Genomic DNA, 16,847 nt, shown 5'->3' on the forward strand with positions numbered 1-16,847 from the left:
CCAATTAAACTTTTAGTATATCTGAATAAGCAGATGTATGATTATCAGTATTAGATATTCTATCTGCTCTCTCTGCCGTTTTACCACTACCAAATCTTTCATCTAAACTTAAGTAACCTGTTACTCTTGAAATTCCTTGTATACTATGACTTCCACATTTGCTACATTTTTGAACTCCACTTTGTAGATATGTTCCACAGTCTTTACAGTACCTTATATGAAAGTTTATTCCCATATAACTAATGTTAGTTTCCTTATATGCATAATCCAATATGTCCATTATAATTTCTGCAGTTGGATAATCGTCAAGTTCAATATAACTAATATGTCCACCATTACATAATTTATGATAAGGAGCTTCAATATCTATTTTCTCTTTAATCGATATTGGATATCCTACTGGAATATGATAACTATTTGTATAATATTCTTTATCAGTAACACCTTTTATTTCACCAAATACAGCCTTGTCTTGTATTATAAACTTACCACTTAATCCTTCAGCTGGTGTTGCATAAGTACTCCAATTAAGCTTAGTTTCCTGGATCAGCTTGTCAGTATAATCTCTTATGTAGGATATTATTTCAACACCTAATTTTCTAGAATCTTCGCTTTCTCCATGATGTTTTCCAGTTATTGCTACTATAGTCTCCGCAAGTCCTATAAAACCAATAGCCCATGATCCATTTTTTAAGATAGGTTCTATAGAATCATTGTCCGTTAAGCCTTCGCTGCCCATCATAAGCCCCTGGCCTGCTACAAACGGTAAATCTTTAACCCTTAACTTTTTTAATACATTGTATCTATGCATAAGTGCTTCTCTAGAAAGTTCTAACTTAGCATAAAGTAATTTATAAAATTTACTTGTATCTCCCTTAGCTAATATGCCTATTCTAGGAAGATTAACAGTTACAGGTGCAATATTCCCTCTGCCCTTTGTTCCTGCCTCTCCATTTACATTAGAGCAAATATAAGTACGACATCCCATGGTAGCAGGTGTAATTCCTTGATCATAATAGAATTTATTAAAATCAGCATCTAAATTCATAAATGTAGGGTTCATTCGCCTGCTAGCAACACGACAGGCAAGCTTATATAAGTAATGATATGGATCATTCTTTTCTCTATTTACACCCTTTTTAACTCTAAAAATTATATTTGGAAATACTGGTTGTTCCCCTTTTCCAAGTCCTTTTTCATATTCCTTTAAAAATATTTCACAAACTAGGGCTGCATCTTCAGATTCTGGTATTCCAATATTCATTGAACTAAAAGGTACTTGTGAACCTGCTCTACTATAGTGATAGGTAAGACTTTGATATTATCTCAATCTTTTCCCCCACTCCACACCGTACGTGCGACTTTCACCGCATACGGCGTTCCATCGAAATATATTAATTATTTAATAAGTCATTTTGACTTCCGTAATATTGTAATTTCCGACTAATTTACGTAATTCATTAACCTTTTTAAGTAGTTCTTTGTCTAATCCATATTTTTGAATAATTCTCTTTTGTGTTGTTCCTTTATTTGAATGCACTAGCAGATGAATATCTTTATTTAGAAAGATTAAGTTTTGGTATTTATCAGAACCGTTCATACATCTTGGTACTTTGTGATGACAGTGCATGTTCCCTAAATTTAGGTTTAGCTTTGTTATAGCACATTTTCCCTTTTGCGATGAGTACAGTGATATTCTATTATCATTGTATTCTACACTTCTTTGTATGATTGGATTGTTCATTATGTGTTTTAGATTACTGCTGTTCTCAAAATTTAGTTTTTCATGTATTGTACTTCTTCCAACTTCACTATAATTATTAATATTCCTATTAAATACAGTAGGTCTCTTGAAGCCAATTCCGCTTATAGGATATAATGCTATTTGCCTGACGAAGAACTGCTTTCTGTGCTTGTAATCTTTGTAGAATTTTAAATACGTATTAGAGAATTCTCCTCTTCTTTTGTCTATTCTTCTCCAATTATATCTAATACTACTGTAAACACACTGTTCAATATCATTGAAGTCACGATTTGCTTGGGTTGCTACCCCATAGTAGTTATGTACTCCCAGTATAAGACTATTCATTTTATACATACTTTTGGGTGTATTATCGTTTTTGACTTCATGGATTTTCTTTCTAACCTCTAACTTAATTCTTTCCTTTGCTTTATCGCTTATATGACATTTAACAACGTATTTTGTTTTACCCTCTTTATATTTTAAATCTGCTTTCATTTTGAAACCTAAGAATTCTGAGTAATTACTTCTAAGGTTTACTATTTTTGATTTCTCTTTACTTACCTCTAAACCTAATCTTTCTTTTAACCATTTAGTGGTGGCTATAAATAATTTATTTGCATTATTATAACTGTTAGTAAAGATTTTAAAATCATCTACATATCTAACTATAAAACATGGCTTTAACTTCGTATGCATTCTTAGAGAATGTAACCTATTGGAGTTATTCTTATAATCCTTTTCAGAAATATTTCCATAACCTTTGCCACTTTTTCTCTGTTTAGCTGGAAAATCAAGATATTGTGAAGATATCCACCAATCAAGTTCGTTTAATACTATATTGGTTAGTAGAGGTGATAAAATACCTCCTTGAGGAGTTCCCTTTGTTGGTATTCCTTCTCCTTCTACTTCTGCTTTAAGCATTTTGCTCACAATTGATATTATTCTTTTATCTTGTATTCCTAAACTCCACATTTGTTTTAGCAGCTTACCATGGTCCACATTATCAAAGAAACCTTCAATATCCACATCAACTACATAATTCATTTTCACTACATTTATGTTATTGTAGCTTTTTGCTATGGCATGATGGGTACTTCTATTCGGTCTGAAACCATAACTATCGTTATGAAATCTCGCTTCACATATTGGTTCTAGTACTTGAAGTATACATTGTTGAATTAACCTATCTTCAATGGTTGGTATTCCAAGAGGTCTCAATTTTCCGTTAGATTTTGGTATTAATTTTCTTTTAACCGAATGTGGTTTATAGTCCACTAATCTGTTTCTAACATACTCAACTATACTTTCTGTATCATTTGCTTGAACATCTAGTATTGTTTTCTTATTAGTTCCTCCTGTTTTACTTCCCCTATTCGATTTGATGTTTCTATAAGCTAACAAGATATTTTCTCTACTAATTACTATCTCATAAATATTCTTAAAGATAGCCTTCTCTGAACTTCTTTTATATAGATTATCAAAAACACTTTGAATATCATAGTATTCATTATGTCTTAATTTCTTCTTCTTTTTAGGTTTATTGGTTTCGTTAACTATCGTCATAAGTCTGTTTCAACACTCCTTTACATTCGTGTTTACGCATCTTTTAGTCTTACTCGAACCTTATGGTTATTACAATTTTACTAAATTAATATATTCCGACTTGAGGCTATCCCTCCATCATTTATTATCATGGTTTCATTGGTACTTTGCCTCTACTCTCACTAAGATTAAAATATGTTATAGTCCTTTAGACCTTTCCATATTAACGTTTCTTAGGCGACTACACCTCCACGTTCTTAGCTTTCCTTGTTCCAACATCTCTATCCTTACATATACTTTTAGGTTCCTTCTATACACCTGCTATATACAACTCTTGCTCGCTACCTATAATAGCGAAAGGACTTTCATAACGCACAATTTTACTTATCCTAATATAGCTCCCAAAGCTTTGTGGGACACATACATTTCTGTCTGCTACACTGTAGGTGCTTTACGTCGAAGGTTCGTCGATACTATGCCTAGTATATACTAACCATGAGTATTTTACGGACTTCCAGTCTATAGGTCACACCATCCACCTCTGGACAGTTTTCGTGTAATTACGGTGACTCTCAACTGACTTCACCGAGCTTCTTACATTTAAATAATTAGTCTATTTTAATTTGCAAGTCGGAGTATTAAAGAGAGCGTTTCAAAGCGTTACCTTATCATTCCACTCTTCGAGATACTAGTTCTTAACCCACCACCCTGAAACTCTATAGTAGGTTTAAGGGATAACTTTTCATTACCCAACAAGTCGCACATGCATTGTATTTAGGTTATATACTATGCCCTGCATAGATTGTTCTATAGCCCTTCTTAGTTTACGTTCCGCAAACTCATTAATCTTATTTTCATCTACACCAAGTTCTCTAATTTCTTGTCTGATTTCTACTCTTGTATTTTCTATAAATGCAGCCATGTCATTGTCAAAATCCGGATGCGACTGGCCTCCAAACATATCATTTTGCGTTGATTGAAGTAAAATGCATGAAAGCTCTGCCGCTGACTCTATCCTTTTTGCTTTTCTTATATACCCGTAGCCTGTATTAAAACCTCTTTCTAAAACTTCTCTTGTTGGTATATGTAAACAATTTACAGTTAAATTATAACTATCCAAGTCATGGTAGTACACATCGCCATTTTCATGAGCTTTTGCTAAATGCTTAGGCATCATAGATAAATTATGCCATTTATTAGATTCACTAGCAATTCTAAGTAACTTAGAACTAAAATTGTCGACTAGGTCGGAAAAATTTCTTCTTCTTTCCCGTCTAAGAACTGTACGTGAAAGTTTCCCTTCATACAGCTCAAGCCTTTATAACTTTAGATATCTAAAGCAGTTTGTATATTTTGGATTCCATGATGACCTTTATGACAATAAGTGTGACAGTAAGCTAAATTGCTTATTGTATCGTCTCCACCTTGCTTTCTAGGTATTATGTGGTGTAATTCTTTTTCGCCTTGGGGTTCTAATGGCAATTTGCAAAAGCAACATAATCCATTTTGTCTTTCCCATATAGTTTTGAATTTTCCACTCATGTATTTTAAACCTATTTCATATTTTCTTTTAGCGTAGTATTCTTTACCATCTGATAAGAATGGGTTCATTTCTAGTTTTAGTTTTGGGTATCTAATTATTTTATAATCGGTTGATTTTATTAATCTTGCATTTTCCGAACAAAACACCCAATTTCTAGTTCCTATAGTTTTCCAATACTTATCTTTTATTTCTCCCAACGATTGTTTACCATGTTTTCTAGTAGCCCATCTCCATAGTGTTTCATGTATAGCATTATCCATATTTTCATATGCTTCTCTGCTAACTGCACCTTGGTGATACTTTCCCCATCCTCTTATTATTGGATTTAGCTTCTTTATTAGCGCTTCTTGACTCATTGCTCTATTTTTCATTACAGTTGTTCTTATGTTGTCCATGAATTTTGCTTGATTCTTTTTACTAGGTTTTATTAATAATTTACCGTTATATTTTCTAAAGCTCCATCCCAGAAAATCAAATCCATCATCAATATGAGTAATTATAGTTTTTTCCTCAGATAATTCTAATCCTCTAATTTTCATAAAATCTATTATCATAATTTTTATTTCTTCTAGATTTTCTTTAGAATCGCCTATAATTATAAAGTCATCAGCATATCTAATATAGTTTACTTTATTATTATTATTTCTATAACTTATGGTTGTTCCTGTTTTCCCTTTTTTCCAATATTTTTCTTTCAGTAAAGTTTCTACTCCATCCAGTGCCATATTAGCTAGTATTGGCGAAATGACTCCACCTTGAGGTGTTCCATCGTCAGTTCTGTATGAAGTATTTTTATATATATAACCTGCTTTTAGAAACTTGCTTAGTATCTGTTTGTCCATAGTAACATTTTCTATAAGCCATTCATGACTTATATTATCAAAACAACCTTTAATATCTCCTTCTAAGACCCATTTTGCACTAGTACCTTTACACATACAACTGAAGATTTGTTCTCTAGCATCTTGTGTGTTTCTTCTTTTTCTAAATCCATAACTTGTATTATCTCCTGTAGCTTCCGCTACTGGTTCTAATGATAAGGTGTATAGCGATTGCATGGCTCTGTCATACATTGTTGGTATACCTAATGGTCTTTTTTTACCATTTGATTTTTCAATGTAAACTCGTTTAAGTTCTTTCGGTTTATAGTTTCCTACGTTAAGTTTATATATGTTTTTCATTTTCTTTTCAGGCGAATCCCAAAGTTCATTATCTATGCCTGAAGTTCTACTACCCACGTTTCCTGTAATCTTTCTAATAGCTATTGCTTTTCCATAGAAATTGTTTACTAACATGTATTGTAGTTTTTTAACTAGGTTTAAATTTCCTTCGATAGTAGCTTTCGTAATCCTTGTCTGAAGTCTATTAACAACATTTTCTGCTTCTTTCCAATCGAAAGTATTCCATTGTACTTTAAGGTTCTTGTCGTCTAAGTTAGCCCCAGCTTCATTTTTCAATGTCACCGAATTTGGCTTGTTCTCATTCATAGTAATTTCTCCTTTCATACGATTAAAGACCGTATGTGGAAGTCTGCACCCTTTCAGGTTGGAGCAAATTTTGAACTCCTATACTTTCTATTACTAAAAGTCATTCGCTTTCTCCACTATCCTATACCCACTATTCCTTCATTTTTCTTTACAGAATCATTACCCTTTGTGGGAGAATATTGGGCTTACCTTGTTTTAATTTGTAGCCACTTATGATATATGTTAGGTTCTGTCTATACACCGAGGGAGCTTTGTCTATCTGAAATATAACGGCAACAGTTATACTTCCAGTCCCTTTACCTTTTGGTTCAAGCGTATCAATCTTATTTCGCTTGTTCAAACGTCACGATGCTTAAACAACAGTTCACTTACGTTAACCATGATATATCTTCACCCTAGCTGTTGATTATTTTAAGATTAAACCATCAACCTCGTTGTCCTGTCAGCTTCACACCCCCAGATTACTCCAAACGCATGTGACAGTAGGGTTATCTCAGATAGATAAGATAGGTGAATTCCACACCAGCCTACAAATTAGCTTTCAAGTCGCACATTACCAACATTAGCATTATCTCTATCTGTCTCTACTCCTATTTTTTCTATCGCTTTCATAAGGTCTGATTTTATCGACCTAATCTTGTTACGTTCGCGCCTATAATTGGAAAAAGCTACTCCAATAGGCTTATGACCATTTTCTAAAAGTTTATCTTCAACAATATTCTGTATTTCTTCCACAGAAAGTTGCTGTTTGTCCAAATCCTCAATTTTTTCTAGCACCTTTTGAGTTAGCTCTATAATTTCGCTTTCTTTTAAATTGAAAGCAATTTCATCCGCTGCTCCCCTTATGGCATTGGTAATTTTTATTGAATCAAATTGGACCTCTCGTCCGTCTCTTTTAACAACATGTAGCATATTTGAAACCTCCCGAACACAATATCTTGTGCTTTGATTATTATACTCTAGTAAAAATTTTATATCAATTTCAAAATTAACTTCTATCATATAATACACTCAATTGTGTTTTAATATCTCAATATTCTATGGTTTTTTATCCTCATTGTACAGTTGACATTATACCCTCTATCTACACTATAATTTACTAATATTCTTCTCATAAAATTTAAAAATAAAATAGTATAAAAAAATAGTATAAAAAAAATATTAAAAGCCAAACTATATTTGTAACTTAAATTAAACTCTATTAAAATAATTATAAATAGTATAGTTTTATAGGTACTAATAGTTTTCTAAAATAGCTAGACTGTAAATATTTTAAGATTAACCATATAATGATAAAATAAGTTGCGTTTGTAGGTGTTTTGGGTAAATAAATTATATAAAAGCAATATTATTTATTTATTTTCAAAAAACTATTTAAAAATATGCTAAAGTGTAGTATTATAATACTTATGTTACAAATGTTTTAGGTTACAAATGTTACAAATTTTTTTATTCAGGAGGAAAGTTATATGAAAACAGGTACAGTTAAATGGTTTAACTCAGAAAAAGGGTTTGGATTTTTATCAGTAGAGGGAGAAGAGGATGTATTCGTACATTTTTCAGCTATCCAAGGAGACGGATATAAATCATTAGAAGAAGGACAACAAGTTCAATTCGAAATAACTACTGGAGCTAGAGGACCTCAAGCTTCTAACGTTACTAGAATATAATTCAAAATCTAAATTAATTTATAATATAAATTAGTTATAGATAAACCACCTATCACCTTGTGATAGGTGGTTTTTAGTTTAAGTTAGGTGGTCAATCTAATGTTTTTACACATCATTCATAAAAATATTAACACTTCATGAATATATTAGTTATCTTTGCTAAAGCTATAGCAAAGATAGTTTATGTTTTATGAAAGGATGTTTTCATGATGTTTGGAAAAATAATAGATATGGACAGTACAGATGCTTTTATAAATTTTTTAGATGGAACTACTATGGATGTTAGTATAACTCGCTTACCTAAAAATTCAAAAGTAGGAGATTCAGTTGATTTTAATATTGGAGCCCCTATTAATATGACAAATGATAAAATGGAAAGTCTTTTCTAATATAATTTAATAATAAAAAGATGTATTTTAAAAATACATCTTTTTATTATTAAATCATTACCTATGCAATTATTAATCCTATTTTATGATGCTCTCCTAATTTCAAAAACCTTCCTAGAAATTAGCAGGTTCTTTATCTTCAAAAGTTTCAATGACCCACGCACCTTTTTCATATTTGGATACTACATAATATTTTTTTTCCTTATCACTGCTTGAACTCTTAATAGTCACAGAAGATTTGTATATAGTAGCTTTATACCCTTCTGTTTTAACCTCTATTAACTGATCATAATCTTTCTTTTTATCTTTTAGTAATACCGCATTATACTTATCTAACAACTGACTCCTATAGGATTCTAAATCCGTTGATAGTATAAATTTAGATACTGTATTATCTTCACTTATATCAAGAACTAAATTTTTACTTTTACCTTCACCCTTTACATAATCATCTAATACCTTTGAGATTGAATCATAATATACAGTTTTAAAGTCTATAGGCTTCCTAATATTCCAAAAGTTCTGTATGATATCATTGTCAATTCTTTTAGATACAATATAACTCTTATCTTCACTGTATAAATTAGCTCCATCTTTTTCATCCAGACCCGCTATATAGTTGAATTTGTGAACTTTATCTACACCTTCATACATTTCAAATATATAATCAGAGTCTAGTGTTGACTTTGCGCTAACTTCCTTCGATGATGATAAAATTTCATACAAATCTTTTATAGCTATTTCATCTGTAACTACAAACCTAAAGCTTTTATCCCTAGTACTTTGTATTATTATCTTTTTAATTCTGCCCTGCTTAATATACTCAAAATCATTATTTTTCAATCCAAGCTTTACTTTAATACCATCAAAGCTATTACATCCTGTAAATATAAAGGCAGCTATAATTATAAAAGAAAATATAAAGAGCTTATTTTTATTCCTATGCATTTTTTATCCTCCTAGGTTCTCTCTTCTGAGAAGTATGCTTGTGTGCTTTATTTCAATTTCCTAGCGCAATAAAATATTAAGAGAAGCATAATGCTTCTCTTAGTTAAAAACTCATTAAAAGCTTATTAAAGGCCCCTTATTCACTTACAATAAAGAAGCGGTGGTTTGTTTTGAAATGTCATTGAATAAATTATAATACTTTAGCCCATTTTAAGCAACTTTAATTGATTTTAACTGTATCTACTACGCTTTCAAAAATAGCTCCGTAAGTTTCTTTAAAATTAACATTTCTTGTGAAAAATGAGACTCTATAAAACTCTTTTCCCCCATCAATAAAGTATTCATAGGCCTTGTACCAATTATTATCAGTTATATTAATTGAGTATTGCACTACATATGTTTTTTTGCCATTTATAATAACATTGTCAATTCTATAATTTTTTATTACATTTTGCTGCTCTGATATGTTCTTGCTATTATCTAAGAATACTTTTAGTTCCTGCTTGCTCTTCCACACTTCTACAAATCCATGAATTAATGCATCTGAAGATTGAAAATCGTTATGATACAAAATCTCACCACCAGGAAAGTTTCTTTGTTTTGTTGTCCATCCTTCTGGCAATTTATAGCTCATTCTTCCATCTAAAGCAGAATAATCATCTAACAAATTAATATTATTCTCTACAAGAATGGTATCTTTAAAATTTTTATCAAATTGTTTTGATATCCCTAAAAGGGAAATCATAAGTCCCACTATTATTATTATAATTCCAACTTTTTTTCTATTTATAAATATTACCCTCAACTTGTCCCTCCATATATTAATATTAATATACTATATGATACAAACTAAAAGAATATTAAAAAATTAAATGTGCGACTAAATCATATAGTCACACATTTTATTTTATATATATTATTTTTTTATAGGAACAACAATTGTAGATTTTTTAAAATCATAAAACATCAGCCAATGACCCATTCCATCATTTTCATTATTTGAAATCCAAGTTACAAAACCTGTTTTTCCTCCATAAGGCTGTTGAGCTTTAGCTTTGCTTCCAGGTATTCCATAAACAATATACTTCATTTTTCCATTAGAATCACATTTATATCCTAGCATAAAAGATTTGTAGTTTCTAATATATGGATAGTAACAAATCATAGGATAATATGCAATTGTATATTTATTATAATCACTGAAATCATACATATTCTCTAGATTATGAACATGGACTTTGTACCACGTGCACCATTTAATTTCCTTAGAAAAATCATGTACTTCCTCAAAATCTTGTGCAACTGATTTAAAGAAATCTCCCATGGCGCCTTTTGGGTATTCACCTTTGTCATTACACTTATCTTCTTTATTTCCTTTGTTTTCTTTGTTTTCTTTGCTTTCTTTGTTTTCTTTATCTTGTTTCTTATTCTCATTTCTAGTTACATCAGAAACACCTTCAGGAGTTTCTGCTTTAATCTCTTCTTCTAATTTATCTGGTATTTTACTGTCTAAAGTATTATTTCTCTGCTCAACATCTACTTCTTCAGTTTTTACTTTAATCAATTCAATACTTTGTTCATATTCATCAAACTCATTTATTGAATTCTGGTCTCTTGTTTCTTTGTTTTCCTTATTGAAATCCGCTAACTTATAATTTCTCCATTCATTAGGTTTGTCTGTTGTTGAAAATCCACTCATTATTGATACCACATTATTATCTAAGAATTTTACAATTGCAGCCCCAATAATTTTTTCAGCAGAAATACCAGTGTCTGCTATATTCTCCATATCATATTCATTAGAAATGTCTACCCTGCCATAATCGTCTATGTTCAATTTACCAAGTTTTATAATTTTATTTACATCTTTCTTACCACATATTAAAATCATGTAATAAGGTTGTTTTTCTTTCCTTAGGTTTTGCAAGTAGTATGAAATCTTACATTTATTGTTTTTCATCTCAAGCTTTGCATATCCAGAAGGAATCTTATCAGAGTCTAAAGAATAGCCTTTTTCATCTTCTTGTAATATAATAAAGTACCTACTATAACTTTTTTTAGGTGTCACCTTCTTTTACCTCCATATAAAACTTATTCATTATACTATATGAAGTATATAATAAAAAGTGAACAACATTTGAAAATTTATTTTACAAGTCCTATTTCATCCGAAAGTGCAGCGAACTCTTTCAGTGATAAGGTTTCGCCTCTTCTACCGGGATCAATGTTTGCTCTTTCAAAACATTTTAACAGCTCTTCTTTCTCAATTCCTATATCTTTAATGCCATTCCACAAGGTTTTCCTTCTCATATTAAAAGATTTCCTTACTATAGCAAAAAATAAGGCCTCATCATTAACCTTAACACTTGGCTCTGCTAATTTATCCAATCTAATAACTATAGACTCTACCTTGGGCTCTGGTATAAATGCTGAAGGGGGAACTAATCGCAGGATTTTCGTATCACAATAGTATTGAACTAATATTGAAAAAGCTCCATAAGCCTTGCAATTTGGCTCAGAATCTATTCTTACCCCAACCTCCTTTTGTATCATTATAGTTAAGGATTTAAAATTATAACCTTTCGTAAGTAAGTTAACTATAATTGGAGTTGTAAGATAATATGGTAAATTAGCTACTAACTTTACAGATTTCTCTTCTCCCATTAACTCATTAAAATCTACTTTAAGAGCATCATTATGAATAAGCTCAAAATTATCAAAATCTTTAAGCTCCTCTTCTAAAATAGGAAAAAGTTTTTCATCTAATTCTATAGCACACACTTTTTTAGCTCTTTTCAAAAGTGCTCTAGTCAATGTTCCAAAACCTGGTCCTATTTCAATAATAAAATCCTCTTTGTTAACCTCCGCTCCATATACCACGTCATCAAGAACAGTATCATCTATTAAAAAATTTTGGCCCAGCCCTTTTTTAAACCTAAATTCATATTTCTTTGCAACCTCACTAATAGTTAAATTTTCCATAGTTCATCTCCTTATCTATCTTTTTTAAGGCCTCTATAAATTCTTCCTTCACAATTCCATAGTTGTTTAACCTAGTTATAAATTGTGATGAGTTACCATAGCCTATACCTAATTCGTTTCCTAGCGCATGGCGCCTTTCCTTTGCTCTGATGTCAGCTGTTAATTTAAAAAATATCATATCTTGCACGTCAAACTCTTTCCTTTTCTCTTGAACTTCAAATTTTGCAGTGTGTAGGGCTCTTAAAATTGTTTCAGGTGATGCATTTTCAACACCTATGTCTCCATCTTTAGTACCTTCCTTTTGAGATATATATGCATGTTTTACATTCGGTACTCTTTTAGAAATAATTTTTCTAATTTTTTCTCCAGCAAAATCTGGATCAGTAAAGATTATTACTCCTTTTCGTTTTTGAGCTTCTCTTATTTTATTAATTATTTTCTCGTTAATTCCAAAGCCGCTTACAGAAATAAGTTCAGCATCTACCGCTCTTTTAACTGCGGTAATGTCATCTCTTCCTTCAACTACTATTACTTCTTTAATCATATTATCCTTCATATTATCCCTCATGTTATCCTCCATACTATTTATCTAAGGCATTCCTTATTATTATTTCATCATAAAAAAAATATATCCTTAAGTATTTCTTTTTATTATTGTATCTATAATATCATTTTAATTATTAATAGTGAACACTATTTATAGTGAATTATAAAGCAAAAAAAAGGAGCTTATGCTCCTATTTTAAAATATAAATATCTACATTTCTAGATCCCCAATCCCACATTTCATCACTGGAATCAAAATAAAGATCTATTATTTTACCCTTTATAGCTCCGCCTATATCTTCTGCAACGGCATATCCATATCCATCTACCCAAAGTTTCGTTCCTAGTGGAATAACTCTAGGGTCCACGGCTATAGTACTATATCCATCAGGGTTTCTTTTTGCCATCACTCCAGTGGAAGTCATACCTAAGTAAGGATCGTCAGGGCCTTTATCAGTACAATTATAATCAGCAGTATATGCTGTTGCCCTAACCTTAAGCTTCTTAGTATATCGAACGTCGCCTCCACGTGATGGTGAGTATACCCCTACAGTACCTAGGGCAACTATTTGTTTAACTGGCTGTGATTTAAGTTTTTCACTAACTAAATTTCTAGATACCTCTTTGCCATTTTCATAGACAACAGATGAGGTAATAACCTTCTGACCTGCTTTTCCCTTTTGAATGACTTTTTTTACACCTTTGTCGAGTTCATTACTGTTCTTAAATTCAGTTGCATAGTTAATCGCTTTAGTTTCTTGAAGAATATCAGTGTTTACTCTTGTTATTTGTACTTGCAACCCTGATTTTAGCGATTCACTTTTTAATGGGGTAATTTTGTCTTCAGCCTTTAATACAATTTTTTCTGCTTTTAGCATATCTGCTACTGTATTTTCAGCAGTTTGAATATTTAATTCTTTCCCATCAACTTTCACTTTAACATTTACAGCTTTTTTTATATATATTTTGTCTCCGTCTTTTACTTCACTGTCTAAACTAACTGTTATTTGGTCTTTTGTCCCTAGCGCTATATTATTTGTTTTTAGTATTTGGTTAACATTACTTTTCAAAGTTATAACTTGTATAGATTTACCATCAACAATAACAGATATAACTTTTTTCATGTTAAATATAGTCACCGTAATGCAGGTTAATAATAACATTACCACAAAAACTGTCTTGGGACCATTTGAAAAATAGTTCTTCAGATTATTTTTCGCATTTTTCATCATAGAGATTCCCTCCCTTAGTCAAGAGTACTTGGGTATTATACCTTGAAGCAAGAAATAAGTCAAATTTTAAGCCCACAACTCTCAGTTTTGACTGTTAATGCATCATTGTGCATACAATTATAATATAAAATTATAATTACAAAATAGAACAACAAATCCAGTCTTTCAGGGTAAATCAGTAAAAATAGTATTTACCAATAAAATTATATGTACCTCCTTCAATTTTAATTACAAATATTTTATGTATTTTTTTATATAATTTTTATTTCTAACCATTTTACGCTATTTATGTATTTTAAGCAATTGTTTTATATTATTTGTTGTTGCAACTTCAATTTCCTCTATGGTTTTTTCTTTAATTTCTGATATTCTTTCTATTATGTACTTAATATAATCAGATTGATTTCTTTTTCCTCTATGTGGCGAAGGCGCCATGTACGGACAATCCGTTTCTACAAGTATCCTATCCATTGGTACAACTCTTGCAACCTCTGCTATTTTTTTTGCATTTTTAAAGGTTATAACTCCAGTAAACCCAATGTAATAACCCAGTTTTAAACACTCTTGTGCAAATTCAACACTTCCCGAGAAGCAGTGAATGGTACCTATTACCCCTGGAAACTGCTTTAATATATCTAAAGTGTCCTTATGAGCATCCCTATCATGGATAACCACTGGTAATTTAAGTTCCCTTGCCAGCTCCATTTGAAGTTTAAATGATGCCTTCTGAATTTCTCTAGCGGGGTTTTCCTCATAATAATAATCTAATCCTATTTCTCCTATAGCTCTAACTTTTGAATTCTGAGCTAAATTTCTAAGTTCTTCAATAATTTCTTCATTAACCATATCTGCATATTCAGGATGTATTCCTACTGCGGAGTATATAAAATCATATTTACTAGATAATTTTACTGACATTCTTGCACCCTCCAGCGATGCGCCGCAGTTTAAAATGCCTATTACACCACTGTCCTTTAACCCCTGTATTACGTCTTCTCTATCTTCATTAAATGCTTCATCATCATAATGTGCATGCGAATCAAATATCATAATAAACACCTGTAATTAACCACCCCTAGTTCCAGAGGTTTAATTACAGGTTTCACCTTCCTTTCATTGTGCAATATAATTACCTTGTTAAATACCTTTAAAGTGAACCTAATATAGGAGATAACAATCCCATGATTGCGCCGAGTAGTGCTCCTAGCCAGGTTATTGCATTTAGCTCTTTACTCGCAATCTCTAATATAATTTTTTCTGCAAAAGCTACATCAAATTCATTGATTTTATCTTCGACTATTTTAGCTACATCTAATATTTCAATTACATCTGCAGCCTTATTTTCTATAAATTTATTGTATAATTCTTTAACTACTTTAGAAATAGATTGAGATACTTTATCAGTGTCCCCAACAAATATGAATTTCATCTCCATGTGTAACAATCTATTAATCATTACAGATACTATTTCTGTTGTTTTTATTTTAACTGAACTACTTTGATTCAATGCTTCTATTCGTCCCTTTAAAACTTTTTCTATTTCATTTTCATAGTCTATTCCTGTTGTTTCTAAAAGCTCTTGAATAGATGCATAGTTATTAACCTTGCCTTCAATCTTTTCAAAAATGCTCTTAATAAGTTTCTCATCTACAATTTTTGTTGTAAATAAATTAATTAGAGGCTTTATCCCATCATTAATTCCATCAATAGAAATTTCAGAAAACACACTAGATATTGAGTTTTGTAAAAGTTTGTCTATTGTATCATTAATAATTGAAGCAATATCATTATGGTTTTTATCATCATCTAAGAATTCATTTAGACCAGTTACAACTTTTTCATAAACACTGTCTGCATTCATAAACATTGCTATCATTGGGGTTATTTTAGTTGATATTACCTCACCTACAATTTGCCTCAATTTCTGCCTGTTTTTTTCTTCTTTCATTATTTTTTTTATTTCCAAGGCAATATCATGCCTTTTACCATAAATATATACCTTTAAATTGTTTGTTATGACTTTAGGTATAATTTCCTCGAAATTCTTATCCAAATCCTTTAGGGCACTAACCTTTTCTTCTAATATTTTTTCAATTTCCCCATAAAAATTCTCTGTATCCTTATATTCAATTGCCGCATTTAGCACTTTGCTTTTTACTGAATTATATAATTTACTTTCATAAATGGCTTGTGGTTTCGCCTTTAATTCTAACATTATTTGTGCTGTTGCATATTTAGCAATCCCTTTTTTAACCTCATCTTCATTTATATAATCTATAAGTAATTTTGAAAGATTATTGTTAGTACTCTTAATAAAATCAGAATATTCATGGCCTAGTACTGATTTCATCTCTTTTTCGACTGTAACCTGACTATTTTCTATAGATCCTATTTTACCTTTCACCCATAAGTCCAATTGATCATTCATATTTTCACTACATAATGACTTCATAATTGTTTCCTTTGTCAAAAGATGCTGCCCTATACTCTCGCCTACACTTTTAGAAATCCTGAACTTTTCCTTTGGTATAAGCCCTGGAGTAAATGGCACTTTAAATTTACCGATTCTAATCTCATGATGTGGTCTAAATAACATTTTTATAGCTAACCAATTTGTTATGAACCCGATAATAGCTCCAATTAAGGATCCTATGAAAAATTTCATATTATTTTCCCCCTTGTAGTTCTCTGGAGTACGAAACAATTATTAATTGTTTCGCCCCTTGCTGTTTCTCTGGAGTACAAAACAATTCTCAATTGTTTT

Annotated in this window: 12 protein-coding genes and 3 pseudogenes; 2 read left to right on the forward strand and 13 right to left on the reverse strand. The window is 31.0% G+C overall.

Features of this window, described 5'->3' with window-relative positions; translation table 11 throughout:
- Window positions 1-4: 4 nt before the first annotated feature.
- The 5 genes and pseudogenes from nrdD (KPL51_RS05885) to KPL51_RS05905 form a co-directional block, all read right to left on the reverse strand.
- Window positions 5-1,303, reverse strand: a pseudogene (nrdD, locus tag KPL51_RS05885) (anaerobic ribonucleoside-triphosphate reductase); the annotation flags it as partial.
- A 99-nt stretch (window positions 1,304-1,402) separates the two neighbouring features.
- Window positions 1,403-3,307: a group II intron reverse transcriptase/maturase gene (gene ltrA / locus KPL51_RS05890; RefSeq protein ID WP_216158409.1), complete on the reverse strand. Its 1,905-nt coding sequence runs from the start codon at window positions 3,305-3,307 to the stop codon at window positions 1,403-1,405.
- 736 nt (window positions 3,308-4,043) lie between these two features.
- A pseudogene (nrdD, locus tag KPL51_RS05895) lies at window positions 4,044-4,526 on the reverse strand (anaerobic ribonucleoside-triphosphate reductase); the annotation flags it as partial.
- Window positions 4,527-4,612: 86 nt separating this feature from the next.
- On the reverse strand, window positions 4,613-6,316 hold the full coding sequence (ltrA, locus tag KPL51_RS05900) for a group II intron reverse transcriptase/maturase (RefSeq protein ID WP_216158412.1): 1,704 nt from the start codon (window positions 6,314-6,316) through the stop codon (window positions 4,613-4,615).
- 552 nt (window positions 6,317-6,868) lie between these two features.
- A pseudogene (locus KPL51_RS05905) lies at window positions 6,869-7,228 on the reverse strand (ATP cone domain-containing protein); the annotation flags it as partial.
- A 557-nt stretch (window positions 7,229-7,785) separates the two neighbouring features.
- On the opposite strand from KPL51_RS05905, the gene KPL51_RS05910 reads away from it, so the two are divergent.
- Together KPL51_RS05910 and KPL51_RS05915 are read left to right on the forward strand one after the other, a co-directional pair.
- Window positions 7,786-7,986 carry a cold-shock protein gene (locus KPL51_RS05910; protein WP_216147183.1) on the forward strand — a complete coding sequence of 67 codons (201 nt, stop codon included), beginning with the start codon at window positions 7,786-7,788 and terminating at the stop codon, window positions 7,984-7,986.
- A 206-nt stretch (window positions 7,987-8,192) separates the two neighbouring features.
- Complete coding sequence (locus KPL51_RS05915; protein WP_224853912.1) at window positions 8,193-8,375, forward strand: hypothetical protein; 183 nt, start codon at window positions 8,193-8,195, stop codon at window positions 8,373-8,375.
- A 114-nt stretch (window positions 8,376-8,489) separates the two neighbouring features.
- On the opposite strand, the gene KPL51_RS05920 is transcribed toward KPL51_RS05915, so the two are convergent.
- From KPL51_RS05920 to KPL51_RS05955, 8 genes are all read right to left on the reverse strand, one after another.
- On the reverse strand, window positions 8,490-9,323 hold the full coding sequence (locus tag KPL51_RS05920) for a YhfM domain-containing protein (RefSeq protein WP_216158415.1): 834 nt from the start codon (window positions 9,321-9,323) through the stop codon (window positions 8,490-8,492).
- 220 nt (window positions 9,324-9,543) lie between these two features.
- Entirely contained in the window at window positions 9,544-10,128 is a 585-nt protein-coding gene (locus KPL51_RS05925; protein ID WP_216158417.1) for a hypothetical protein, read from the reverse strand.
- A 111-nt stretch (window positions 10,129-10,239) separates the two neighbouring features.
- A complete protein-coding gene (locus tag KPL51_RS05930; RefSeq protein ID WP_216158419.1) occupies window positions 10,240-11,391 on the reverse strand; it encodes a DUF7922 domain-containing protein in 1,152 nt (383 codons plus the stop codon).
- A gap of 77 nt (window positions 11,392-11,468) precedes the next feature.
- Window positions 11,469-12,305, reverse strand: coding sequence for a 16S rRNA (adenine(1518)-N(6)/adenine(1519)-N(6))-dimethyltransferase RsmA (gene rsmA, locus KPL51_RS05935; RefSeq protein ID WP_216158421.1), 837 nt, complete (start codon window positions 12,303-12,305; stop codon window positions 11,469-11,471).
- Complete coding sequence (rnmV, locus tag KPL51_RS05940; RefSeq protein WP_216158526.1) at window positions 12,286-12,849, reverse strand: ribonuclease M5; 564 nt, start codon at window positions 12,847-12,849, stop codon at window positions 12,286-12,288. The genes rsmA and rnmV overlap by 20 nt, the downstream gene beginning before the upstream one ends.
- Window positions 12,850-13,042: 193 nt before the next feature.
- Window positions 13,043-14,083 (reverse strand): resuscitation-promoting factor, encoded by a 1,041-nt coding sequence (locus KPL51_RS05945; RefSeq protein ID WP_216158423.1) that lies wholly within the window; start codon window positions 14,081-14,083, stop codon window positions 13,043-13,045.
- Between the two features lie 282 nt (window positions 14,084-14,365).
- Window positions 14,366-15,133 carry a TatD family hydrolase gene (locus KPL51_RS05950; RefSeq protein ID WP_216158425.1) on the reverse strand — a complete coding sequence of 256 codons (768 nt, stop codon included), beginning with the start codon at window positions 15,131-15,133 and terminating at the stop codon, window positions 14,366-14,368.
- Between the two features lie 97 nt (window positions 15,134-15,230).
- Window positions 15,231-16,748 carry a DUF445 family protein gene (locus tag KPL51_RS05955; RefSeq protein WP_216158427.1) on the reverse strand — a complete coding sequence of 506 codons (1,518 nt, stop codon included), beginning with the start codon at window positions 16,746-16,748 and terminating at the stop codon, window positions 15,231-15,233.
- Window positions 16,749-16,847: the final 99 nt, after the last annotated feature.

This window comes from Clostridium bowmanii (genome assembly GCF_018861315.1).
Taxonomy (GTDB): domain Bacteria; phylum Bacillota; class Clostridia; order Clostridiales; family Clostridiaceae; genus Clostridium_AD; species Clostridium_AD bowmanii.